Here is a 22,522-nt window from a genome sequence, read left to right as displayed (position 1 = left end):
TGCGGAATAGCCTATTAGTACAACCGGGCGCTTGTCCCCTCCGGCCTCTTCAGCAAGCCGGGCGCACCTCTCAGCCAACCCCGCGGACCCCACCGGCGCACTGTGCACACCCACGTGTTGTGTCGCACATGTCCGGACATGTGCGACACAGCACGTGGGTGTGCACAGTCGTCCCGAGGGATCAGCGCCGGTGTGGCGCGTTCTCGTCGTCCGAGTCCAGAGGCGTACGGCAGCAGTGCTGCAGGTACAAGGCGGCGGCCACCAACGCCACAGCGCTGATCAGGCCGACCAACGCCCCGGGCGCGTCCTCGGCGGCGGCCACCAAGTCGCTGAGCCGAGGCAGCAGATAGCCGAGCACCCCGGCCCACACCCCGGCCATCACGGTCCCGGCCACAGCCGAAGCCTTGGCCAGCGCCACCGCGCGAGCCGCCTGCAGCGGCTGGACCGGCTCCGTCCCGGGCTTACGCTCGATCCGCGCCTTCAGGTAGTAGCCCAGGATCGCCTCGGCCACCGCGAGCACCAGCAGGGTCACCCCGGCCAACGTCGGCAGCGGCGGCAGATTCGCGTAGGTGAGCCTGATCAGCAGGTACACGGTCAGCCCGACGACCACGAACACCGGCAGCAGCTCGCGCAACGACGTCGCTTTCACCGGTCGACCACCAGGCTCAGCTCGTCCAGTCTGTGCATCCCGTCCTCGCCCAACGCCGCGAGCAGCGCCGACACCGGCCCGGTGCCCGGAAGTACCGCGTCGGGCTCGATGTCCAGCCAGGGCCGCAGAACCGTGTTGCGCTCGGCCGTCCCCGGGTGCGGCAGCACCAGCTCCGGATCGGAACTGAACACGGGCCCGTCCGGGCCGTCCACGGTGACCACGTCGACGTCCAGCGTCCGCGGCCCCCAGCGCACCTCCCGGACGCGGTCCGCCTCGGTTTCCAGGTGCTGGCCGAGCCGCAGCCAGCCCCACTCGTCGAGCGAGGGCGAGGAGGCGATCACGATGGCGTTGAGGAAGTCGTCCTGCTCGACGCCACCCCACGGGGCCGTCTCGTACACGGGCGACACGGCGACCACCGACGCCTGCGCGGCCAGCCCGGCCACCGCGAGCCGCAGGTAGGCCGCCCGGTCCCCCAGGTTCGAGCCGAGCGACAGCACCGCGCGGCTCATGACCGGGTTCTCCGGATGCAGACGGCGACGTCGGCGAAGTCGAGCGGGATCGGCGCCGACGGTTTGTGCACGGTCACCTCGACCTGCTCGATCCCCCTGCTCTCCAGGATGCGCTCGGCGATCCGCGCGGCCACCGCCTCGATCAGGTTCAACGACGGCCCGCTGATCACATCCGCCGCGGTCTGGGCGAGAGCCCCGTAGTCGAGTGTGTCGGTCAGCTCGTCGGACCGCCCCGCCGCCGAGAGGTCCGCCCAGACCGTCAGGTCGACGACGAACTCCTGGCCGTCGCGCTTCTCGTAGCCGAACACACCGTGGTTGCCGCGTACCCGCAACCCGGTGAGCACGATCCGGTCGGTCATCTGCCGCCTTTCGCCAGTCCGGTCCGCCATGCCTCGCCGACCGCTATCGCATCGCTCGACGCCGCCACGTCGTGCACCCGCACACCCCACGCCCCGGCGGCCGCGGCCAGCGCGGAGGTGGACGCGGTCGCCACCTCACGTCCCGGTGCGGGCCGCACCGTGCCGTCCGGCTCGGCGAGCAGGCGGCCGAGGAAGCTCTTGCGCGACGCCCCGACCAGTACGGGAAAGCCGAGGCCGAGCAACACGTCGAGGCGCTGCAGCAGCGGCCAGTCATGCGCCGGCCGCTTGGCGAACCCCAGCCCGGGGTCGATCACCAGGTTGCCCGGATCCACACCGGCGGCCACCGCCGCGTCGACGCGCGCGAGCAGCTCGTCCCGGACCTCCGCCACGACGTCGGTGTAGACCGCGAGATCCGCCATCCGGTCGCTGTGTCCACGCCAGTGCATCAGGATCCACGGCACCTCGGCGGTCGCAACGACCTTCGCCATGTCCGGGTCGGCCAGGCCGCCGGACACGTCGTTGACCACGGTCGCTCCCGCTTCGAGCGCCGCCTCCGCCACACCGGCCCTGGTGGTGTCGACGCTGCAGGCCACGCCCTGTTCGGCGAGCCCCCGGATGACCGGCAGGACCCGGCGGCACTCCTCCTCGGCGGGCACCCGGTGCGAACCGGGGCGGGTCGACTCACCGCCGACGTCCACCAGGTCGGCGCCGTCGCGTGCCATCCGCAGGCCGTGTTCGATCGCCCGGTCCACCGAGCCGTCGGCGGCCAGGTAGCGGCCGCCGTCGGAGAACGAGTCCGGCGTGACGTTCAGGATCCCGACCAGGGCGCACCTGCCGGGCCTCGGCAGGCCGGCCGGCGGCGGGCCCAGCGGTGTCGAACCGGCGGAGGTCACCGGCCGTGGATCAGCGCGAGCGCCTCCGCGCGGGACGCCGCGTTGCCCCTGAACTGGCCCCGCACCGCGGACGTCACGGTCCGCGAACCGGGTTTACGCACACCGCGCATCGCCATGCACAGATGCTCGGCCTCGACCACCACGATCACCCCGCGCGGCGACAGCTTGCGCACCAGCGCGTCGGCGACCTGCGCGGTCAGCCGTTCCTGCACCTGAGGCCGCCGCGCATACAGGTCGACCAGCCGGGCGATCTTGCTCAGCCCGGTGACCCTGCCATCCACCGCCGGGATGTACCCGACGTGCGCCATGCCGTGGAACGGCGCCAGGTGGTGCTCACACGTGCTGTAGATCGGGATGTCACGCACCAGGACCAGCTCGTCGTGGTCCTCGGCGAACGTCTTGGCGAGCACCGCGTCCGGGTCCTCGTACAGCCCGCCGAAGATCTCCTCGTACGCCTTCGCCACCCGGCGTGGGGTGTCCTGGAGACCTTCCCGGTCCGGGTCCTCACCGACCGCGAGCAGGAGCTCACGCACCGCGGCCTCGGCGCGGTCCCGGTCGAAGCCCCGACGAGCAGGCTCCTCCGGAGGGACCGCGTGCATGATCGACTCAGTTGTGCTCATGATCGATGTGGCTCCGTCCAGCTTGGGCGCTCAGCGCCCGCCGTCCTGACCGGGCTGTGGCCAGCCTCCGTCGCGGCCGGACTGTGTTCCCGGATCGGTCCTCGGACCGTCGTCCTGAGGATCCCTCGGACCCTGCCAACTGCCGTCCTCGCCCCACGAGCCGTCTCCGGACCCCTGAGCGGGCCGCCCGTTGTAGCTGTCCTGACCCTCGCCGCGCTGGTTGGGCGGACCGTTCGGGTGGGCATTGGGCGGCGGCCACTCCTGGCCCTGCGGCAGGATCGCCGGACGCCAGTCGGGCGGTGCACCGTAGTTCGGCGGCACAGCGGCCGGTCGATCGGGGTTGTTGTCCCGACCGCCCGAGTTGCCCTGATGCCCGTGGCTCGGCGGCGGGTAGCCACCACCGGCCGGCGGGTAGCCGGGCTGGCCGTACGGGGGCAGAGCACCGTTGGGCGGACCCGGAGGACCACCGTTCGGGTTCGGCGCGGGGTGCCCACCGTTCGGGCTGGGCAGACCCTTGTGGCCGCCACCGACGCTGCCGACCGGAGCGGGCTCACGCTCCTGCTCCCGCGCGGGCGGCCACGGCTCACCACGCTCGGCGGCACGCTCGGCCGGGCTCTGGATCGGCGGCTTGTCCGACGGGGTACGCCCGCCGAAGTCGTTGAACGCGGTGATCCGGGGCCGCTTGGTGACCGTGGAGAAGATCCGCTCCAGGTCCTTGCGGGTGAGCGTCTCCACCTCCAGCAACTCGAACACCAGCGCGTCGAGGACGTCGCGGTAGGTGTTCAGGATTTCCCAGGCCTCGGTGTGCGCGGCCTCGATCAGCGCGCGCACCTCTTCGTCGATCTCGTGCGCGACCTCGAGCGAGTAGTCCGGCGCATGACCCATCGAGCGGCCCAGGAACGGGTCGCCCTGGTCCTGGCCGTAGCGCACCGCACCGAGACGAGCGCTCATGCCGTACTCGGTGACCATCGCGCGGGCGATCTTCGTCGCCTGGTCGATGTCGCTGGACGCACCGGTGGTCGGCTCGTGGAACACCAGCTCCTCGGCCGAGCGGCCACCCATCGCGAACACCAGGCGGCCGATCATCTCCGAACGCGTCATCAAGCCCTTGTCGTCCTCGGGCACGACCAGAGCGTGCCCGCCGGTACGACCGCGCGGCAGGATCGTCAGCTTGTACACCGGCTCCAGGTCGGGCATCGCCCACGCGGCGAGCGCGTGACCGCCCTCGTGGTAGGCGGTGAGCTTGCGCTCCTGCTCCGAGATGATCTTGCTCTTGCGCCTCGGGCCGCCGACCACCCGGTCGACCGCCTCTTCCAGCGACGCGGCGTTGATCAGCGTGCCGTGCTCACGGGCGGTGAGCAGCGCGGCCTCGTTGATCACGTTGGCCAGGTCAGCGCCGGACATCCCGACGGTGCGCTTGGCCAGCGAGTCGAGGTCGGCGTCCGGCGCGAGCGGCTTGCCCTGCGCGTGCACCTTCAGGATCGCGCGCCGACCAGCGAGGTCGGGTGCACCCACCGGAATCTGCCGGTCGAACCGGCCCGGGCGCAGCAGCGCCGGGTCGAGGATGTCCGGCCGGTTGGTCGCCGCGATCAGGATGATGCCGCCGCGCGCGTCGAACCCGTCCATCTCGACGAGCAGCTGGTTCAGCGTCTGCTCACGCTCGTCGTGCCCACCGCCGAGGCCGGCGCCACGCTGGCGACCGACCGCGTCGATCTCGTCGACGAAGATGATGCAGGGCGCGTTCGGCTTGGCCTGCTCGAACAGGTCACGCACGCGAGAGGCACCGACACCGACGAACATCTCGACGAAGTCCGAACCGGAGATCGAGTAGAACGGGACCCCCGCCTCACCGGCGACCGCACGGGCCAGCAGCGTCTTACCGGTACCCGGCGGACCGTAGAGCAGAACGCCCTTCGGGATCTTCGCGCCGAGCGCCTGGTAGCGACCGGGATTCTGCAGGAAGTCCTTGATCTCGTGCAGTTCCTCGACGGCCTCGTCAGCGCCGGCGACGTCCGCGAACGTCGTCTTCGGCATGTCCTTGGACAGCTGCTTGGCCTTCGACTTGCCGAAGGACAGCACACGGTTGCCGCCACCCTGGGCGCTGTTCATCATCCAGAACAGCAGCACCAGCACCAGACCCAGCGGGATCAGGTAGAAGAGCATCTGGGTGAGGAAGGACTCCTGGCGAACCTCGGTGTTGAAGTCCAGACCCTTGGTGTCCTTCAGCGTGGTGAAGATCTGCGGCATGCTGCCGACGGGGTACTGGGCGAGGATCTGCTTGGTCTGGATGTTGTCTTTGTTGCCGTTGCTCGCCGTGATCGGATTCTTCAGGTCGATGCGGAGCTGTTGCTCCTTGTCCTCGACCGTCACAGAAGCCGCGTTGCCGCCCGTCACCTGACCCAGCGCCTGCGACGTCGACACCTGGGTGTAACCCCTGGTCGGGTCGAAGAACTGGCTGAAGATGACATAGAGCAGCAACGCCGCCAAGATCCAAGTCAGCGGGTTACGGAGTAGACGCTTGCGGTCCATGCAGTTGCGGCCTCCGGGGCCTCGACCCTCCCTGGTACGTGCCCGAGCCCAAGCCCGTCCGCGCGAGGGGTTCGGCACCAGTCGCAACGGGCGGCGAACACCCGAGAGCACCCAGCGTACCGGGCCAGCTTGTCAAGCGTATGCCGGTCCGTCCACTGGATACGTGTCATCAGCCATAACGTGGGTCCGGTCGCCTGAGTTCCCGGGACTGTGGGTGGGTTGGGTCAGCTCGAGTTTTGGGCCCGCGGGGGTGGTTGGGATGGGTAGATCGGGTACGAGGGGCCTGCGGGGGTGGTTGGGTTGGGTAGCGCGGGCTGTGGGGTTTTAGCGGTGGGTGGAGGTGCAGGCTGTATTGCTTGGGCCTGTTTCGCGCGCGATATTTTTCTGTGACCACCCCGGCTCGCGTAAACGCTCGCTGGGGTACTCCCAGAAAAAAAGGCTCGAGGACTCGCCCGGGCGCGCGCTTGGGGCCGGTTGGGGAGCCGCCAACGGAGTTGGCGACGTTGGTTGCGGACATTCACTGCCCGGCCTTCGCCGGAACTCCTTCGGAGACTCGCGGAGCCGGCTTTACAGACACCCTGTACATGCGCAGGCAGTCCTGGTGCGGCTGCACGGCCCTCCTGGTGAGTGCAGGTGTTCGTCGTGGGATGCGCATCGCCACTACAGCCCTCTCACCCCGCACCGGGAATGTGGCGAGGCACGGTGCATAGCTGGCCCCGCAAAGGCGCCCGGAGGGGTTCCGCCGCAGGCGGGTAGTGCATGAGTGGCGGCTCCCAGGCCGGGGCACCAAGCGCGCGCGTCGCCGAAGGCGACATTTTTCCGAGTGGGCCCCCATGCCCGAAGGGTATGGGGGGCCGCGAGGAAAAAACCCAGGCAGCGAGCCGTCAGGCGAGCCGCCTGGATCGTTCCCGGTTGGCCCGGAGGGCCCTCCGGGAACGATGGCGCGCGAAAGCCAGCAACCAAAGACAGTGTCCCTCGTTACAGATGTGACAACCCCGGGTACGTTCGTGCTCAGCCCCCGGGGCTTCCGTTCGTGCTCGCCGCCAGGAGTGCTCATGACCTTCCGCCACGCGATCCGTTCCGGTCGCGTTCTCCGCTGTCTGGCCGCCGCCGGCCTGGTACTCGGAGCTACTACAACCGCCGCCGTCACCATGCCGGGCGCGGCACACGCCGACGACCGGTCGGAGTTCGCACCGGCCGCGTCCGCGCCGGTCCACCCGGGTGTGATGGTGGAGAGCCCGCAGGGTCAGTGCACCGCGAACTTCATCTTCACGGCGGGCGACAAGCTTCTGATCGGCCAGGCGGCGCACTGCACCGGCACCGGCAACTCGAGCGAGACCAACGGCTGCACGTCGAAGTCGGCCCCGCTGGGCACCAAGATTAAAATTGAGGGCGCGAGCCAGCCCGGCCGCCTCGTCTACAACTCCTGGCTGACCATGCAGGAGAAGGGCGAGAAGAACAAGGACCTGTGCGACTTCAACGACTTCGCGCTGGTCGAGATCGACTCGGCGGACGAGGGCAAGGTCAACCCGACGGTTCCCACGTTCGGCGGTCCGACCGGGCTGCACGAGGGCACGCTGGCGGCGGGCTCCAAGGTCTACAGCTTCCAGAACTCCGGCCTGCGCCACGGCATCGCGCCGCTCTCGCCGAAGGAAGGCATCGTCCTCGGCAACAGCGGCAACGGCCGCTCGCACGACGTCGCCACCATCTCCCCGGGTGTCCCCGGTGACTCGGGCAGCGGCTTCCTGGATGCATCCGGCAAGGCGTTCGGCCTGCTCAGCACCCTGAACCTGGAGCCGGCTCCGGGTACCAACGGTGTGGCGGACCTGGCGTCGGCGCTGCACTACGCGAACCAGAACGGCGACCTGGGCGACATCGAGCTGCAGAAGGGCACCGAGCCCTTCCACGGCGGAGCGCTCCCCGCCCTGTAGCACGAGCACAGTCGAAAGGGCCCGGCTCCTGTTCAGGAGCCGGGCCCTTTCGCGTGCGGTCAGGCGTAGACGCTGGGGTCCAGGGTGCCGATGAACGGCAGGTCCCGGTAGCGCTCGGCGAAGTCCAGGCCGTAGCCGACGACGAACTCGTTCGGGATGTCGAACCCGGTGTAGCGCACGTTCACGTCGACCTTCACCGCTTCCGGCTTGCGCAGGAGCGCACACACCTCCAGCGACGCCGGATTGCGTGCCTCCAGGTTCTTCAGCAGCCAGGACAGGGTGCGTCCCGAGTCGATGATGTCCTCGACGATCAGCACGTGGCGCCCGGCGATGTCGCGGTCGAGGTCCTTCAGTATTCGCACGACACCCGAGGACGAGGTCGCCGACCCGTAGGAGCTGACCGCCATGAACTCCAGCTGAGCGGGCAGCGACAGCGCGCGGGCGAAGTCGGTCATGAACATCACCGCGCCCTTGAGCACCCCGACGAGCACGAGGTCGCTGGCTCGCCCGCTGCCGGGGCAGAGCTGCGCGTAGTCACGTGACACCTGATCTGCCAGCTCTACGGTCTTGTCACGGATTTGTTCTTCGGTGACCAGGACGGATGCGATGTCTCCGTCGTACAAGGCTGGCTGCCTCCTCAGGCTTCGTTCACTCTTGGCGGAACCGTTGCTCCACCCAACCGATTGCCGAGCACGAGCCTGCCATGCCGGCGGTACAGGACCCAACCTCTCGGAAGGGTTATCTCTCCCTGCCCCCGCCAGTTTCCAATGAGATCGTCGGCCCTGCGTAGCGCAGCGTCCGTGAGGTCGGACACCCCTTGCGCAAGCAACCAGATACGCAGGGCACGACGGCGCACCGAGGCCGGATAATCGGCGAGCGTCTTTACTTCCAGCTCACCTTCGACGAGCGCGTCGCGGTACGCGGCCGCCGCGAGGCCGTCGAGCGCGTCACCGTCCTCACGCAGCTGCACCGCCGTCCTGGCCAGCGCCTCCGCGACGCCTCCGGCCAGCACGTCTTCGAGCAGCGGCAGCACCTCGGTGCGCAGCCGGACCCTGGTGAACCTCGGTTCGAGGTTGTGCGGGTCGTCCCAGATCGGCAGGCCGAGCTGGACGCAGACAGCCCGTGTGGTGGCGCGGCGGACAGCGAGCAGCGGACGCAGCCAGGGCGGGTCCCAGCCGCGCATCCCGGCGATGGACCGCGCACCGGATCCCCGGCCGAGGCCGAGCAACACGGTTTCGGCCTGGTCGTCGAGGGTGTGGCCGAGAAGTACCGGAGAGTTCTCGCTCGGGCGGGCGGCACGCAGCGCGGCATACCGGGCGCGCCGGGCGGCCGCTTCGGTCCCGCCGCCGCCGGCAACCGTGACCTGGTGGACCTCGGCGACCAGCCCCATGCCGGTGAGCAGCTCGGCGGTCTCGGCAGCCTGCCGGGCCGAGCCGTCCTGCAGGCCGTGGTCGACCACGGCGGCGTGCACCGGCCAGCGGTCCCGCAGCACCGCGACGGCTGCCGCCAGTGCCATCGAATCCGCACCACCGGAACAGGCCACGAGCAGCGGTGTCCCGGGCGGCACGCCGGCACCGGCCAGCCCCCGGCGCACCGCCAGGCGCAGCAGCGCGACCTCCTCGGACGGCCCAGCCACCGTGTCCTCCCGTCTTCGCCCACCCAGAACCCGTGAGTGGCGAGTGGTCCTATAGGACCACTCGCCACTCACGGGTCTGTCAGGTGACCCGACGGATCCAGGCGGGCGCGTCGGGGAGCTCGGCGCGCGTCGGCAGGGTCTCCGGCGACGTCCAGACCTGGTTGAACCGCTCCATGCCGACCTCGGAGACCACCGCGTTGGTGAACGCCGAACCGACCGCGTACTGGCGGACCTTCGCCTCGACGCCCAGCACCGCGCGCAGGATGCGGTCCAGCAGGCCACCCCCTCGGCGGCGCGCGGAGAAACGAGCCCGGATGGTGGACACCGACGGCACCACGGTCGGGCCGACCGCGTCCATCACGTGATCGGCGTGGCCTTCCAGCAGCGTGGTCAGCGCCAGCAGCCGATCGAGCATGAGGCGCTGCTCCGGTCCCTGCAGCAGCTCGATCAGACCGAGCCCGTCCTTGCTGCCGCGCATCGAGGAGATCGCGTCGGGCAGCCGCTCCAGGATCCCGGCCGCGGTCTGCTCGTTGACCGACAGGAAGTCGGTGACCTGCTCGGCGAAGTAGTCACGCAGCCACGGCACGGCGGTGAACTGCAGCCGGTGCGTCGCCTCGTGCAGGCACACCCACATCGCGAAGTCGTCGAGCGAGACGTCCAGCACCTGCTGCGCCGCCACGACGTTCGGCGCGACCAGCAGGAGCTTTCCCTGACCGTCGGCGCCGCCGAACGGGTCGTACTGGCCCAGTACCCGGCTGCCCAGGTAGGCCAGCACCGCGCCGGCCTGCAGGCCGGCGGTGCCCGAGGTGAACCGCCGCGCCAGGTTCGGCACGGCGGGCAGCCGGGCGCCGCTGGTCAGCACGGCCATCCCGGAGGTCGCGGCCACCGCCCAGCTCGGCCGGTCCACGACATCGGCGGGCAACAACGGCAGGCCCGCGCCGAGACCGGTCAGATCCCGGACGTGCCCCTCAGCCGTCGCCGCGTCGTTGCGCAGCAGCTCCACGGTGCGTTGCGCTTCGGCACGGCTCACCGTCGGCCCCGGCGCCATGAGCTTGCTCGCCGTCCGGGCGGCGAGCGCCCAGTCGACCGGCAGGCCACGCTGGATGTCCTGGTCGGCGGGCTCGGACGGCACGATCAACGGTTCAGAGGACACCTTCGCCACGGTACGCAACCTCCGCCCCACCGGCAGTATCTGTCAGCTCGTCCCGGACTCGACGTTCAGCTCGAAGGCCCGCTCGACGGCTGTGGCCCGAGCGGTACGCACCTTCTCCGCCCAGTCCGGGTCGTTCGCCGGAACCTGGGCCATCACCACCTCGTCGAGCACGCTCTCCTGCCCGCTCACGACGCTGACGCGCAGGATCTTGACCGAGGTGACGCCCTTGCTCGTGACTACCCGGTCCTGCCAGGAGGCGGCCAGCTCGACCTGGCGCCGGTGCTGCTCTCCCTGTCGGCGCAACCGGCCGACCAGCAGCATCCCGAGCAGCACCAGTACCGCGAGCACAACAACGATCGCGACGAGCCGCACAGCTCACCTCCCCAGCGGAACCGCGGTGTTCGCCCCGGGCGCGTACACCGTCACACCCTGCGGCAACGACCTGATGATGTCGATCTGCGCACAGGCAGGGCAGGCGTTGTAGCCCTCCTGCCGGTTCCGGTTGGCCTGCGCATCGGCCAGCGCCTGCTGGATGCGCGCCTGGGACTCCGACACCGCCGCGAATGCCGACTGCGCCTTGTCCACCGCCTCCTGCACCGACGGCGGCAGCGTCACCCGGGACAGGTTGAACCGCACGTCCTCGAAGAACGCCCCACCCAGGGTGGACTTCAGATCGTCGAGGAACTGTCGGTTGACCTCGTCCTGCACCTTGGCGATGTTCGCCGAGTTCGACGGCGCGTTCGGGTCCACCGGGACACCGCCCTGGTTCTGTACCAACGCGCAGGAGGACACCAGGTCAGCGCAGCGGACGTTGCCCATCTGTTGGCGCAGCGCGTTCTCGATGACCGGCCGGACTATCTGATCGAGGAAGTTCGCCCAGCCCTGCTCACCGTCGTAGGCGTAGAGCATCTCGTTGTCCTGCCCGAGGAACTGTCTGGTGCCGTAGCCGTCGTCGAAGGCACGCAGCGTGGTGTGGTTGCGGGTGAGGCGGAAGTAGAAGGTGCCCTCGATACCCATCTGCACGCCGTCCTTGGACGGCACCGAGATCACGTCGACGCCGAGCCTGCCGCCCGCCCCCTGGTTCGAGGTCAGTGTGAAGAACCGCTGCTGCGCCGGGTATTTGTGGACGTTCGACCACAATCCGATGTAGACCAGCCCCGAGCTGGGGTCGATCACGTCACGAATGCTGTTGTCGTCGAAGAATCCACCGTTACGCACTACGGCGATCTCGCCGCCATCGGTCTTGGTGTAGCCGGTCATCCAGCCGTACGCCACGATCAGCAAGCTGACCACGGCAATGACCGCGACGAAAGTCGCACCTGTTCTGGCTCCGGACCCCATAGAGCCGCCCCCTTCGACTAGTGATGACTGTCTAGCACCGGGGACCGACGATTCGTTACCGAAATCCACACCTCAGCGGCGTCAACAGCCCCGAACCCGTCACCTCGGCTACCGGCACCCGCACCCGCGCAGGACCGAGGCGAGCGCATCCAGCCTGGGTCGGGAGTCCGCCGGTGAGGTGCCGCCCGACATGAACGCGAAGGTCAGCAGTCGGCCGTCGTCGTCGACCACCGTGCCGGCCAGCGCGCTGACGCCGGTCAGCGTGCCGGTCTTCGCCCGGACCCAGCCCTTGCCCTCGGACGAGGCGTCGTCGTCGAACCGGGTCTGCAGCGTCCCGTCGCCACCCGCGACCGGCAGCCCGGCCAGCAGCGGACGCAACCGTGCCGCCCTCGGGTCCGAGTCGGGGCCCGCCGCCGCGCGCATGACCTGGCCGAGCAGGCTCGCCGGGATCTTGTCCTCCGTGGACAGACCGCTACCGTCGACGAGCTCGGCGCCGGTGACGGTGAAGCCTTCGGCGGACAGCACGTCCTGCACGGCCTTCGCGGCGCCGGCGAACGACGGCTCGTCGCCCTTGGCGATCGCCACGTGCCTGGCCAGCGCCTCGGCCAGCACGTTGTCGGAGATCCGCAGGGTGTTCTCGACCAGGTCGGAGATCGACGGTGAGGTGACCCTGCCCAGCTCGGCGGCGTTCGGGGCGGCGGTCGTCTGGGCGATCGTCGTGGTGTCCGCACCGAGCAGCTCGGCCAGCTTCTTACCGGCGTCGGTGGCCGGGGTGGCCGTCCGGGGAGGGTCGCGCTCGGCGGGCTTGCTGCGGCCACCGTCGAGGATCAGCGAGCCGATCGGGGTGAAGTTGCCGTCCTGGATGTCGACCTTGTCCCACCCGGGGGCCATGCCCTCACCGGCGAACAGGCTGGTGTCGACGAGCACCGAGCGGATCGGCCCCGGGTGCGCGACCTTGACCATCTCGGCGAGGTTGGCCAGCTTCGCGGCACCCGTGTAGACCGACTCCGAACCGTTGGGCAGGCTGGACAGCGAGGGATCGCCACCGCCGACCAGCACGACCGAGTCCGGGGACGGTCCGGCCACGACCTTCGTCGTCAGGTGGCTGCCCGGGTCCATGGTCAGCAGCACCGCGGCCATGGTCAGGATCTTGTTGGTCGAACCGGGTGCCATCGGCTTGTCCGGGTCCCGCGACCACAGCCGCTGCCCGGTGTTCGCGTCGAACACCTCGCCGGTCAGCTTGCCCAGCTGCGGCACACCGGCCGGCTTCTCCAGCTCGGCGCTCACCCCCGACTCGGTCGGGATCGGCGCGTCGAAGGACAGCGGGCCGAGCGCGATCTTCGGCGGTACCGCGTCGAACGCCGGCTCCGAACGCGCGAACAGGGTCGTGCCGGCCAGCACTCCCGCCGCGCCCAGCACCAGCAGCACGACGACGGCGAACGCCGTCCAGGACTTCCAGGTCCGGTCCCGCAACCGCACCAAGCGCCGCAGCCGAGCACCCAACCCTGGCCGGGCCGGGGACTCCGCTGGCTCGCCGTCTACCGCGCTGAAGTCCGTAGCGGACGAGTCCGCATGGCCCTGCTCGGCGGTCGGTGGTTTGGTCGGGGGCACAGTGCCTCACACTAGTGGGGTAGCTCCGGGGCCCGCTCCGGAGTAATCCGTAGAACGAGAACCCGGTGAAAGGACCAGCGAGTCACGTGGACTTCGACGTCACCATCGAGATCCCCAAGGGGTGCCGTAACAAGTACGAGGTGGACCACAAGACCGGGCGGCTCAAGCTGGATAGGACGCTGTTCACCGCCACGCAGTACCCGGCCGACTACGGGTTCATCGACCACAGCCTCGGCGAGGACGGCGACCCGCTGGACTGCCTCGTGCTGGTCCAGGAACCGACCTTCCCCGGGTGCCTGATCCGGGCCCGCGCGATCGGCATGTTCCGCATGCGCGACGAGAAGGGCGGCGACGACAAGGTCCTGTGCGTCCCCAGTGGCGACCCACGCCAGGAGCACCTGCGTGACATTCACCACCTGGCTGAGTTCGACAAGCAGGAAATCGAGCACTTCTTCCACGTCTACAAGGCGCTGGAGCCCGGTAAGAGCGTCGAGGGTGCGCGTTGGGTCGGCAGGGCCGACGCCGAGCGTGAGATCCACGCCTCCTGGGAGCGCGCCAAGGAGGCCGGCGTCGACGAGACCGGTCCGATCACCTCGGGCCACGCTCCGGCCGCAGAAGGACACTGAGCGATCGGCGGCCGCGTGATCAACGAAGCTCGGGTCAGGGCGGACACTCCTGGCTGCCTTGACCAGGCCTTCCTGGACAGCGCGGGCTCTTCGCTGCCGCCGAGGCAGGTGCTCGACACCGTGATCGGGCACCTGCGCCGGGAGGCCGAGGTCGGCGGCTATCGGGCCGCCGCCGAGTGTGCCGAGGATCTCGCGGGTCTGCGTCGTTCCATCGCGCGGCTGCTGAACGCGTCCGGACCGGAGACGATCGCGCTGCAGGACAGTGCCACCCGGGCCTGGGCGCAGTTCTTCTACTCGGTGCCGCTGCGGGCTCGGGACCGCATCCTGGTCGCGCAGGTCGAGTACGCGAGCAACGCGGTGGCGATCCTGGCCCAGGCGCGCCGGGTCGGCGCGAGCGTCGAGGTCGTGCCGTCCGACTCGTCCGGTCAGCTGGACGTCGAGGCACTCGCGGACATGCTCGACGAGCGGGTGCGGCTCGTCTCGCTGGTGCACGTGCCCACCAACGGCGGGCTGATCAACCCGGTGCGCGAGGTCGTCGAGCTGGTGCACGGCGTCGGCGGACTGGTGCTGCTGGACGCCTGCCAGTCGGTCGGTCAGCTGTCCCTTGACGTCACCGCGCTGGACGTCGACGCGGTGACCGCGACCGGGCGCAAGTGGCTGCGTGGGCCGCGCGGCACGGGTTTCCTGTACGTCCGGCCCGGCCTGATCGGCGAGCTGGAGCCCGCCATGATCGACCTGCACTCCGCCGAGTGGACCGGCCGCGACAGCTACCGGCTGGCACCGGACGCGCGGCGGTTCGAGCTGTGGGAGGCCGACATCGCCGGTCGGCTCGGGCTCAAGACCGCCGTCGACTACCTGCTCGATCTGGGCATGGACGCGGTCGCCGCGACCGTGTCGGCCAAGGCCGCGCGGCTGCGCACCGGACTGGCCGAGCTGGACGGTGTGACGCTCACCGACCTGGGCCGCCAGCGCGGCGGCATCGTGTCGTTCACCGTGCGGGACGTGCCAGCCGGTGACGCCGTGGAAGGTCTTGCCGCACGTGGCGTCCGCACCTCGGCGAGCCGGGCCACCTCCACCCTGCTCGACATGACCGGCCGGGGCCTGGACGCGGTCGTCCGGATGTCACCGCACTACTTCGTCTCCGACGACCAGCTCGACGCCGCCGTACGAGCAGTCGCCGACCTCCGCCACCCCTGACAGCTCGTGAGTGTTGAGTATGGCTATAGCCACACTCAACACTCACAAGGCCTAACCTGCGTGTTCGGTGTCGCGGGGCTGGTTCGGTGTCCACGCCTCGCGGGTCGACACCGCGACAGCCTGCTCCGGGATGGCCACCGGAACCGCCGCTGCCTCGGCCTCCGCGCGCTGGGTCTCCAGGCCGGACTTGTCCCGCAGCACGATCGGCGGGATGAAGCTGACCAGCACCAGCGCGATGACCATGACCACGGCGGCGACCACGAACACCAGCGTCATCGACGCGGAGAAGCCCTCCAGGAACGGCCGGGCCAGCCGCGCGTCGATGTGCGACAGGAACGACGTGTCGTCCAGCGAGACCACGCCCCCGCCGGACACCGCCCGCACCACGGCCTGGTCGGCCGGGTTCGCCAGCACCGACGGATCGGTGAGCGCACCCTGGAGCGCCGGTGTCGGCAGCGCCGTCTGGAACGCCGAGGCGACCTTGCCCTGCACCGTGCTGAACAGGATCGACAGGAACACCGCAGTGCCGAGCGTTCCGCCCATCTGCCGGAAGAACGTCGCCGACGCCGTCGCGACACCCATGTCGCGCGCCGGCATCGAGTTCTGCACGACCATGATCAGCGGCTGCATGATCGAGCCGAGACCCCAGCCGAACACCAGCATGGCGCAGGCGGTCTGCCAGAACGGCGTGTCCACCCCGACCAGCGTCATGAGCGCCAGACCGGCGATCATCAGCGAGATTCCCCGGATCGGCCACACCCTGACGTTGCCGGTGCGCCGGATCGCCCGCCCGGAGTAGATCGACATCGACATGACGCCGGCCATCAGCGGCAGGGTCAGCAGCCCGGCCTCGGTCGGCGATGCACCCTTCACGATCTGCAGGTAGAGCGGCAGCGACGCCATCCCGCCGAACATGCCCATGCCGACGATCAGCGACGCGGCCGTGGCCAGCCCGAACACCCGGTGCCGGAAGAACCGCAGCGGCAGCAGCGCGTCGTCGCCGTAGCGGTGCTCGACGTACAGGAACAGCGCAAGGCCCACCACCGTGATCCCGTAGCAGGTCAGCGACGCGACGGAGCTCCAGCCCCAGGCGCGGCCCTGCTCGGCGACCAGCAGCAACGGAACCAGGCCGACGCTCAGCGCGGCCGCACCCGGCCAGTCGACCCGCGCCTCGCGGGGCTGGTGCGGCAGGTTCAGCACCTTCGCCACGACGAACAGCGCGACGATGCCGATCGGCACGTTGACCAGGAACACCCAACGCCAGCCGGTGATCCCCAGCAACGAGCTCTGCCCGGCGAGGAAACCGCCCGCCAGCGGGCCGAGCACGCTCGCCGTGCCGAACACCGCGACGAAGTAGCCCTGGTAGGCGGCCCGCTCACGCGGCGGAACGATGTCGCTGACGATCGTCAACGCGAGTGAGAACAGCCCACCGGCGCCGATGCCCTGCAGCGCCCGGAACCCGGCCAGCTGGTACATCGACCCGGAGAACGTGCAGGCGATCGAGCCCAGCACGAACACCGTGATGGCGAACAGGAACAGCGGTTTGCGCCCGTAGATGTCGGACAACTTCCCGTACAGCGGTGTGGTCAGCGTCGCGGTGATCAGGTACGCGGTGGTGACCCAGGCCTGCAGGCTCAACCCGTTGAGGTCGTCCGCGATCGTCCGGATCGAGGTGGCCACGATGGTCTGGTCCAACGCGGCGAGGAACATCCCCGCCATCAGTCCGGCGAAGATCGTGAGAATCTGCCGGTGGGTGAACAGCGGTTGCTGGCCCGGCTCGGCAGCCAGGGGCGCGGTCACTATGCGGAACCTCCTAGATAATGCGTTTCGAACTCGTTGTTGAACCGGCCCAGCAGCTCGCGCAGCTGGCTCCGGTCCTCCTCCGACCAGTCGCCGAGCATCTCGGCGTACTCCTTGTTACGGGCGCGCCGCCGCGTCTCGATCTTGTCGATGCCGACGTCGGTCGCGGCGAGCAGACTTGCCCTCCCGTCCGTCGGGTCGGCGCGGCGTTCCACCAGCCCGAGGTTGACCAGCTGAGCAACCTGGCGGCTCGCGGTGGAGACGTCCGAGAACACGGCGTCGGCCAGCGCGCTGAGCCGCTGCGGGCCGTCCTTCACCAGCTTCACGAGCAGCAGATACGCCGCGCGCTCCAGACCATCGGTCTGCTGCGCCGTCTTCCTGGCGTGCGCCCGCTCGAACAGCCTGGTCAGTCGGAACAGCTCGAAACTCAGCAGGTCCAGCTGTCGATCATGGTCGGTCACCTCTCCTGCGTGCATGGTCGCACCTCCCGTCGCCGAATTCATGCTATTTGTCGCATGCAACCACTTGCTCGTTACAAGCATCTACCCGGCTGATTTATTCCGGCCGCGCGGTGCGGCCCGCTACCCGCCCGTAGGGTGACCGGCATGGAGGAGTCGGATTTCTCGGACGTGTTGGCCTCGGTGCGTGAGTTCATCCGCGAGCGAGTGGTCCCACTGGAGACCGAGATCGACGAGAAGGACGCGATCCCGGACTCACTGCGCGACGCGTGCAAGGCGATGGGCCTGTACGGCTTCGCCATCCCCGAGGAATACGGCGGCCTGGGGCTTCCGCTGTCGCAGGAGGTCCGGCTGGTCTTCGAGCTCGGCTACACCACACCCGCGCTGCGTTCCATGTTCGGCACGAACAACGGCATCGCCGGGCACGTGCTGATCGAGGGCGGCACCGAGGAGCAGAAGAACGAGTGGCTGCCGAAGCTGGCCAGTGGTGAGGTCACCGCGTCGTTCGCGCTGACCGAGGCCGACGCGGGCTCCGACCCGTCCGGCCTCGCCACGACCGCGCGCCGCGACGGCGACGAATGGGTCCTCAACGGCTCGAAGCGCTACATCACGAACGCCCCGCTCGCCGACGTGTTCATGGTGTTCGCGCGGACGAACCCGGACGTACCCGCCAACCGGGGCATCTCCGCGTTCCTCGTGCCGCGCTCCGCCGCCGGCGTCTCGGTCGGGCCGAAAGACCACAAGATGGGCCAGTTCGGCGCGTGGACGGCCGACGTACACCTGGACGACGTGCGCGTCGACGGGCCCGCCCTGATCGGCGGCGAGGACGGCGTGGACAAGGGGTTCATCACCGCGATGCGCTGCCTCGCGCACGGCCGCGTGCACATCGCCGCGCTGTGTGTCGGCATGGCGGAGCGACTGGTCGACGAGTCGGTGTCGTTCGCGCGGACCCGTGAGCAGGGCGGCCACCCGATCGGCACGTTCCAGCTGATCCAGGGTCTGATCGCGGACTCGGTCACCGATTACCGCGCCGGTCACGCACTGGTACTCGCGGCGGCTGCCGCGTTCGACGCGGGCACCGACACCTCGGTCGGCCCGTCCTCGGCGAAGTACTTCGCCAGCGAGATGGTCGGACGGGTCGCGGACCGCGCGGTCCAGGTGCACGGTGGCGCCGGATACATGCGCGGCGTGCCGGTCGAGCGCTTCTACCGCGACGCCCGCCTGTTCCGCATCTACGAGGGCACCAGCCAGATCCAGCAGGTCATCATCGCCCGAGGGGTCCTCGGCCGGCTGTGACCGATGAGTTCCTGACCGCGCCCGAGTCCTTATCGTCGACACGGATCGGACGAACAGGGAGCAACCGGTGAGCGGACCCAGGGTGTTGGTGGCGGGAGCGAGCATCGCGGGGCCCTCGGCGGCCCATTGGCTGCGCAGGTGGGGCGCCGAGGTGACGGTGGTGGAGCGGGCTCCCGGCCTACGCCCCGGTGGGCAGGCGGTGGATGCGCGCGGTGTGGCCAAGGAGGCCATCCGGCGGATGGGGCTGGACCCGGCGGTGCGTGCCGCCCGCACGGACACCGCCGGCGCGTACACCGTGGACGTCGCGGGGAACGTGCTGGAGACCTTCCGCGCGGACGACGACGGCGGCGACGGCTACATCGCGGACATCGAGATCCTGCGCGGGGACCTGTCCCAGGTGCTCTACGACAACACCCGGGACGGCGTCGAGTACGTCTTCGACGACCGGATCGCGGAGCTCAGCCAGGACGCGGACGAGGTCGACGTGACCTTCGCCAGCGGCGGCCGGCGTCGCTTCGACCTGGTGGTTGGTGCTGACGGGTTGCATTCGGGGCTGAGGTCGATGGTCTTCGGGCCGCGCGAGCGGTTCGTCCGCCATCTCGGGCTCGCGCTGGCCTTCTACACCGTGCCCAACGAGTTCGAGGTGGACCGGTGGATGATCGACTACCAGGACCAGGGGTCCGGGCGCTCCTCGGGGCTGCGGCCGCTGCGTGACGCCACCCGGGCGATGGCGATGTTCTCCTTTCCCGCGCCCGACTTCGACGTCGATCACCGCGACGTCTCCGCTCAGAAAAGTCTGCTGCGCGAGCGGATGGCCGGACTGGGCTGGCTGACCCCGCGCATCCTCGCCCACCTGGACGACACCCCCGACTTCTACCTCGACCAGGTCGCCCAGGTGGTGATGGACCGCTGGTCCAGCGGGCGGGTGGTACTACTCGGGGACTCGGCGTTCAGCTCGTCGCCGATGTCCGGGCAGGGCACCGGGCTGGCCCTGGTCGGCGCCTATCTGCTGGCCGGCGAGCTGGCCGCGGCTGACTGGGACCCGGAGGCCGGGTTCGCGGGCTACGAGCGGCGGATGCGTTCGTTCGTCGAGGCGAACCAGGAGATCGGCCGAATGCACGTGCATCTGCGCGACGCCGCCGGTCCGGACGCCGAGCCGCGCCCGGAGCCCGACATGGAGGCGCTCACCGAGCTGATCGAGCGCGCGGTCAACGGCGTCGAGCTGCCCGACTACGCAACGCTGATCACCTCATCGAGCTGACCATGAGCCCCGGGCGGACCGAGGGGTTGCGCTCAAAGTAAGGATAGGCTAACTTAATTCATGTCGCTTCGTGGTGGGAGCGGCGCGTCAGTTCGGGAACGTATCGAGGCCCCGTCCGGCTACCTCTCCGGGCGGGGCCTCGATGCATGTCAGGGCACGCGTGCTCAGGGCAGCGGCGTGAACGGGCGGTCCGGCCACCACGGGTAGAAGTCCGGCAGATCGGCGGGCGCCCGGCCGGGGTATTTCGCCGGACGCTTCTCCAGGAACGACTCGACGCCCTCGCGCGCATCCGCCGTGCCGCCGACGAAACCGAGCGCACGCGACTCGACCTCGTGCGCCGCCATCGGGTGGTCGGCGCCGAGCATGCGCCACATGAGCTGGCGGTTGAACGTCACCGAGATCGCCGAGGTGTTCTCCGCGATCTCCTTCGCCAGCTCCATCGCGGCGGGCAGCACCTCCTCCACCGGGTGCAGGCTGCGCACCAGGCCGGCCTCCAGTGCCTCGGCCGCGCCGAACACCCGGCCGGACAGTGTCCATTCCAGGGCCTTGGAGATGCCGACGACGCGCGGCAGGAACCAGCTGGCGCAGCCGTCCGCGACGATGCCGCGGCGGGCGAACACAAAGCCCATCTTCGCGGTGTCGGCGGCGATCCGGACGTCCATCGGCAGCGTCATGGTCGCGCCGACCCCGACCGCGGGGCCGTTGATCGCGGCGATGACCGGCTTGCTGAACTCGTAGGTGCGCAGGTTGAGCACACCTCCGGAGTCGCGGTGCGGCTCGTCGCTGTCGTCGCGCTGGAAGGTGGCGCCGGCCTTCTCCAGGTCGGCGCCCGCGCAGAACGCGCGCCCGTTGCCGGTCACCACGACGACCCGGACATCGTTGTCCGCGTCCGCCTCGTCGTAGAGCCGGATCAGCTCGTCGCACATCGTCTGGTTGTACGCGTTGAGCCGGTCCGGCCTGTTCAGCCGCACCAGCAGCACCGAGTCGTGCCGCTCGGTCTCGATCACGGAGTAGGTCACGTTCGCACCGTACTTCGAGTGCTCAGCCTCCGCTGCCGTACGGCCGGGTGAGGATCTCCAGGTAGTGCCCGTCGGGGCTCTCCCAGTACAGGCCCCGGCCGCCGTCCCTGGTGTTGATCTCGCCCTTGCCGGTGCCGGTCGGCTCGGCCCAGAAGTCGAGCCCGCGCTCCCGGATGCGGCCGAAGATCGCGTCGAACTCGTCCTCGGACACCAGGAACGCATAGTGCTGCGGGTTGATCTCGTCGGCGGCCATGAAGTCCAGGCTCACCCCGTTCTCGACCTCGAGCACGTGGAACGGGCCGAACTCGCTCGGCGCGGGTAGCCCGAGCAGGTCGGCCAGGTCGTTCGCCGAGCGCGCCTTGTCCCGACTGGCGACGATTGTGTGGTTCAGCTGTACCGCCATGCTTCGACGGTAGCGCGTGACCCAAACCACAATCGATCGAAATTTGCGAGGTTCACCAGATGACCGACCGCTACGCAGCGTTTCCCAGCCTGAAGTTCAGCCGTCCGGCCGAAGGCATCCTCGAGCTGCTGCTGGACGGGCCGAACCTGAACGCCGTGTCCGCCGCGATGCACGCCGACCTCGCCGATGTCTGGCCGGTCATCCACCGCGACGAGAGCGTGCGCGCGGTGCTGGTGCGCGGCGAGGGCAAGGCGTTCTCGGCAGGCGGCTCGTTCGACATGATCACCGAGATGACCGAGGACCCGGCGGTCCGTACGCGAGTGTTCCAGGAGGCCAAGGACCTGGTGCACAACCTGGTCAACTGTGACACCCCGATCGTCTCGGCGATCAACGGGCCCGCGGTCGGCGCCGGGCTGGTCGTCGCACTGCTCGCGGACGTGTCGATCGCCGGGCGCCGCGCGAAGATCGTCGACGGGCACACCCGGCTGGGTGTCGCGGCGGGTGATCACGCGGCGATCTGCTGGCCGCTGCTGTGCGGCATGGCGAAGGCCAAGTACTACCTGCTCACCTGCGAGGCACTCAGCGGCGAGGAGGCGGAACGGATCGGTCTGGTCTCGTTGTGTGTCGACGACGACGAGCTGGCCGACCGTTCGCTGGCCGTGGCGCAGCGCCTCGCGGCGGGTTCGGTCACCGCGACCCGTTGGACGAAGAACACGCTCAACAACTGGTACCGGCAGATGGGCCCGACGTTCGACGCCTCGCTCGCCATGGAGTTCTACGGCTTCGGGCTCCCCGACGTCCGCGAGGGCGTAGCCGCCCACCGCGAGAAGCGCGCCCCCCGTTTTGCCTGATCACAAGCCGTGAGTGGCGAGTGGTCCCAGGAGACCACTCGCCACTCACGGGGTCAGTCGGTTGCGCGGGACAGCTGGATCCTGCCGGTGTCAGTCAGGCGGGCCGGCCAACGGCCCGTGCCGATGCCCGGCTGGGCGACCAGCCCGGCCCGGATCAACCGGCGCGCGGCCTCCCGATCCGGGAACGCCCTGCCATCCATGAACAACAGCGGCTTGGCGCCATAGACGATCTCGCATCGACGGTCGGCCACCGCATTGAGCAGCGCCATATCCCGGCGACTGAGCAGTTCGTTGGTTTCCCGAGCCATGACAGACAGTCCTCTCCCCGACGGCGTTCACATTTAGTGTCGCCTTAAGGGGAGCCAGTGTTACAGATCACG

General features: G+C 69.5%; 23 protein-coding genes. 6 read left to right on the top strand and 17 right to left on the bottom strand.

The genetic code is table 11. The annotated features are described in order from the left end of the window. Window positions 1-181 precede the first annotated feature (181 nt). From G406_RS0137745 to ftsH, 6 genes are read right to left on the bottom strand one after another with little or no spacing between them, the layout of a single operon-like run. Window positions 182-649 carry a DUF3180 domain-containing protein gene (locus G406_RS0137745; RefSeq protein ID WP_028937871.1) on the bottom strand — a complete coding sequence of 156 codons (468 nt, stop codon included), beginning with the start codon at window positions 647-649 and terminating at the stop codon, window positions 182-184. Beyond that, window positions 646-1,158 (bottom strand): 2-amino-4-hydroxy-6-hydroxymethyldihydropteridine diphosphokinase, encoded by a 513-nt coding sequence (folK, locus tag G406_RS0137740; RefSeq protein WP_028937870.1) that lies wholly within the window; start codon window positions 1,156-1,158, stop codon window positions 646-648. Before folK ends, G406_RS0137745 begins: the two co-directional genes overlap by 4 nt. Further along, window positions 1,155-1,517, bottom strand: a complete 363-nt coding sequence (gene folB, locus G406_RS0137735; protein ID WP_028937869.1) for a dihydroneopterin aldolase — start codon at window positions 1,515-1,517, stop codon at window positions 1,155-1,157. The genes folK and folB overlap by 4 nt, the downstream gene beginning before the upstream one ends. Next, entirely contained in the window at window positions 1,514-2,410 is an 897-nt protein-coding gene (folP, locus tag G406_RS0137730) for a dihydropteroate synthase (RefSeq protein WP_084216677.1), read from the bottom strand. The genes folB and folP overlap by 4 nt, the downstream gene beginning before the upstream one ends. Continuing rightward, on the bottom strand, window positions 2,407-3,030 hold the full coding sequence (gene folE / locus G406_RS0137725) for a GTP cyclohydrolase I FolE (RefSeq protein WP_245607360.1): 624 nt from the start codon (window positions 3,028-3,030) through the stop codon (window positions 2,407-2,409). The genes folP and folE overlap by 4 nt, the downstream gene beginning before the upstream one ends. Window positions 3,031-3,060: 30 nt before the next feature. Further along, window positions 3,061-5,559, bottom strand: coding sequence for an ATP-dependent zinc metalloprotease FtsH (ftsH, locus tag G406_RS0137720; RefSeq protein ID WP_028937866.1), 2,499 nt, complete (start codon window positions 5,557-5,559; stop codon window positions 3,061-3,063). A gap of 1,055 nt (window positions 5,560-6,614) precedes the next feature. Here ftsH and G406_RS0137715 point away from each other — a divergent pair. Then, on the top strand, window positions 6,615-7,490 hold the full coding sequence (locus G406_RS0137715) for a hypothetical protein (RefSeq protein WP_064743152.1): 876 nt from the start codon (window positions 6,615-6,617) through the stop codon (window positions 7,488-7,490). Window positions 7,491-7,549: 59 nt separating this feature from the next. Here G406_RS0137715 and hpt read toward each other — a convergent pair whose 3' ends face one another. The 6 genes from hpt to dacB all read right to left on the bottom strand — a co-directional run bounded on the left by hpt (window position 7,550) and on the right by dacB (window position 13,231). Beyond that, the gene (gene hpt, locus G406_RS0137710) at window positions 7,550-8,113 is read right to left on the bottom strand and encodes a hypoxanthine phosphoribosyltransferase (RefSeq protein ID WP_028937864.1); all 564 of its coding nucleotides are present in this window, start codon (window positions 8,111-8,113) and stop codon (window positions 7,550-7,552) included. Between the two features lie 14 nt (window positions 8,114-8,127). After that, window positions 8,128-9,126, bottom strand: coding sequence for a tRNA lysidine(34) synthetase TilS (gene tilS, locus G406_RS52315; RefSeq protein ID WP_037080694.1), 999 nt, complete (start codon window positions 9,124-9,126; stop codon window positions 8,128-8,130). A 79-nt stretch (window positions 9,127-9,205) separates the two neighbouring features. Then, the gene (locus tag G406_RS0137700; RefSeq protein WP_245607373.1) at window positions 9,206-10,258 is read right to left on the bottom strand and encodes a zinc-dependent metalloprotease; all 1,053 of its coding nucleotides are present in this window, start codon (window positions 10,256-10,258) and stop codon (window positions 9,206-9,208) included. A gap of 63 nt (window positions 10,259-10,321) precedes the next feature. After that, window positions 10,322-10,651: a hypothetical protein gene (locus tag G406_RS0137695; protein ID WP_028937862.1), complete on the bottom strand. Its 330-nt coding sequence runs from the start codon at window positions 10,649-10,651 to the stop codon at window positions 10,322-10,324. A gap of 3 nt (window positions 10,652-10,654) precedes the next feature. Continuing rightward, entirely contained in the window at window positions 10,655-11,572 is a 918-nt protein-coding gene (locus G406_RS0137690; protein ID WP_211241385.1) for an SPFH domain-containing protein, read from the bottom strand. A gap of 156 nt (window positions 11,573-11,728) precedes the next feature. Beyond that, window positions 11,729-13,231, bottom strand: coding sequence for a D-alanyl-D-alanine carboxypeptidase/D-alanyl-D-alanine endopeptidase (gene dacB, locus G406_RS0137685; protein ID WP_084216676.1), 1,503 nt, complete (start codon window positions 13,229-13,231; stop codon window positions 11,729-11,731). Window positions 13,232-13,317: 86 nt separating this feature from the next. Between dacB and G406_RS52310 the strand changes: the two genes are divergently transcribed. Together G406_RS52310 and G406_RS0137675 are read left to right on the top strand one after the other, a co-directional pair. After that, a complete protein-coding gene (locus G406_RS52310; RefSeq protein WP_051343218.1) occupies window positions 13,318-13,857 on the top strand; it encodes an inorganic diphosphatase in 540 nt (179 codons plus the stop codon). A 15-nt stretch (window positions 13,858-13,872) separates the two neighbouring features. After that, window positions 13,873-15,054 (top strand): aminotransferase class V-fold PLP-dependent enzyme, encoded by a 1,182-nt coding sequence (locus G406_RS0137675; protein WP_028937859.1) that lies wholly within the window; start codon window positions 13,873-13,875, stop codon window positions 15,052-15,054. 51 nt (window positions 15,055-15,105) lie between these two features. Here G406_RS0137675 and G406_RS52305 read toward each other — a convergent pair whose 3' ends face one another. Together G406_RS52305 and G406_RS0137665 are read right to left on the bottom strand one after the other, a co-directional pair. Beyond that, on the bottom strand, window positions 15,106-16,854 hold the full coding sequence (locus G406_RS52305; RefSeq protein WP_064743151.1) for an MDR family MFS transporter: 1,749 nt from the start codon (window positions 16,852-16,854) through the stop codon (window positions 15,106-15,108). Next, a complete protein-coding gene (locus tag G406_RS0137665) occupies window positions 16,854-17,330 on the bottom strand; it encodes a MarR family winged helix-turn-helix transcriptional regulator (RefSeq protein ID WP_051343265.1) in 477 nt (158 codons plus the stop codon). Before G406_RS0137665 ends, G406_RS52305 begins: the two co-directional genes overlap by 1 nt. Window positions 17,331-17,459: 129 nt before the next feature. On the opposite strand from G406_RS0137665, the gene G406_RS0137660 reads away from it, so the two are divergent. Continuing rightward, a complete protein-coding gene (locus tag G406_RS0137660; RefSeq protein ID WP_028937857.1) occupies window positions 17,460-18,608 on the top strand; it encodes an acyl-CoA dehydrogenase family protein in 1,149 nt (382 codons plus the stop codon). A gap of 67 nt (window positions 18,609-18,675) precedes the next feature. Next, window positions 18,676-19,869, top strand: coding sequence for an FAD-dependent monooxygenase (locus tag G406_RS0137655; RefSeq protein WP_211241384.1), 1,194 nt, complete (start codon window positions 18,676-18,678; stop codon window positions 19,867-19,869). A gap of 164 nt (window positions 19,870-20,033) precedes the next feature. Here G406_RS0137655 and G406_RS0137650 read toward each other — a convergent pair whose 3' ends face one another. Both G406_RS0137650 and G406_RS0137645 read right to left on the bottom strand, forming a co-directional pair. Beyond that, window positions 20,034-20,888, bottom strand: coding sequence for a crotonase/enoyl-CoA hydratase family protein (locus tag G406_RS0137650; protein WP_028937855.1), 855 nt, complete (start codon window positions 20,886-20,888; stop codon window positions 20,034-20,036). 22 nt (window positions 20,889-20,910) lie between these two features. Continuing rightward, on the bottom strand, window positions 20,911-21,291 hold the full coding sequence (locus tag G406_RS0137645) for a VOC family protein (protein ID WP_028937854.1): 381 nt from the start codon (window positions 21,289-21,291) through the stop codon (window positions 20,911-20,913). Between the two features lie 59 nt (window positions 21,292-21,350). Between G406_RS0137645 and G406_RS0137640 the strand changes: the two genes are divergently transcribed. Continuing rightward, entirely contained in the window at window positions 21,351-22,142 is a 792-nt protein-coding gene (locus tag G406_RS0137640; RefSeq protein ID WP_028937853.1) for an enoyl-CoA hydratase/isomerase family protein, read from the top strand. A 53-nt stretch (window positions 22,143-22,195) separates the two neighbouring features. On the opposite strand, the gene G406_RS0137635 is transcribed toward G406_RS0137640, so the two are convergent. Then, window positions 22,196-22,450: a hypothetical protein gene (locus G406_RS0137635; RefSeq protein WP_028937852.1), complete on the bottom strand. Its 255-nt coding sequence runs from the start codon at window positions 22,448-22,450 to the stop codon at window positions 22,196-22,198. Window positions 22,451-22,522 lie beyond the last annotated feature (72 nt).

It is taken from the genome of Actinospineispora spinosispora DSM 44797 (assembly GCF_000429025.1).
GTDB classification, from domain to species: Bacteria; Actinomycetota; Actinomycetes; order Mycobacteriales; family Pseudonocardiaceae; genus Pseudonocardia; species Pseudonocardia spinosispora.
This window is presented reverse-complemented; position numbering and strand designations above follow the sequence as displayed.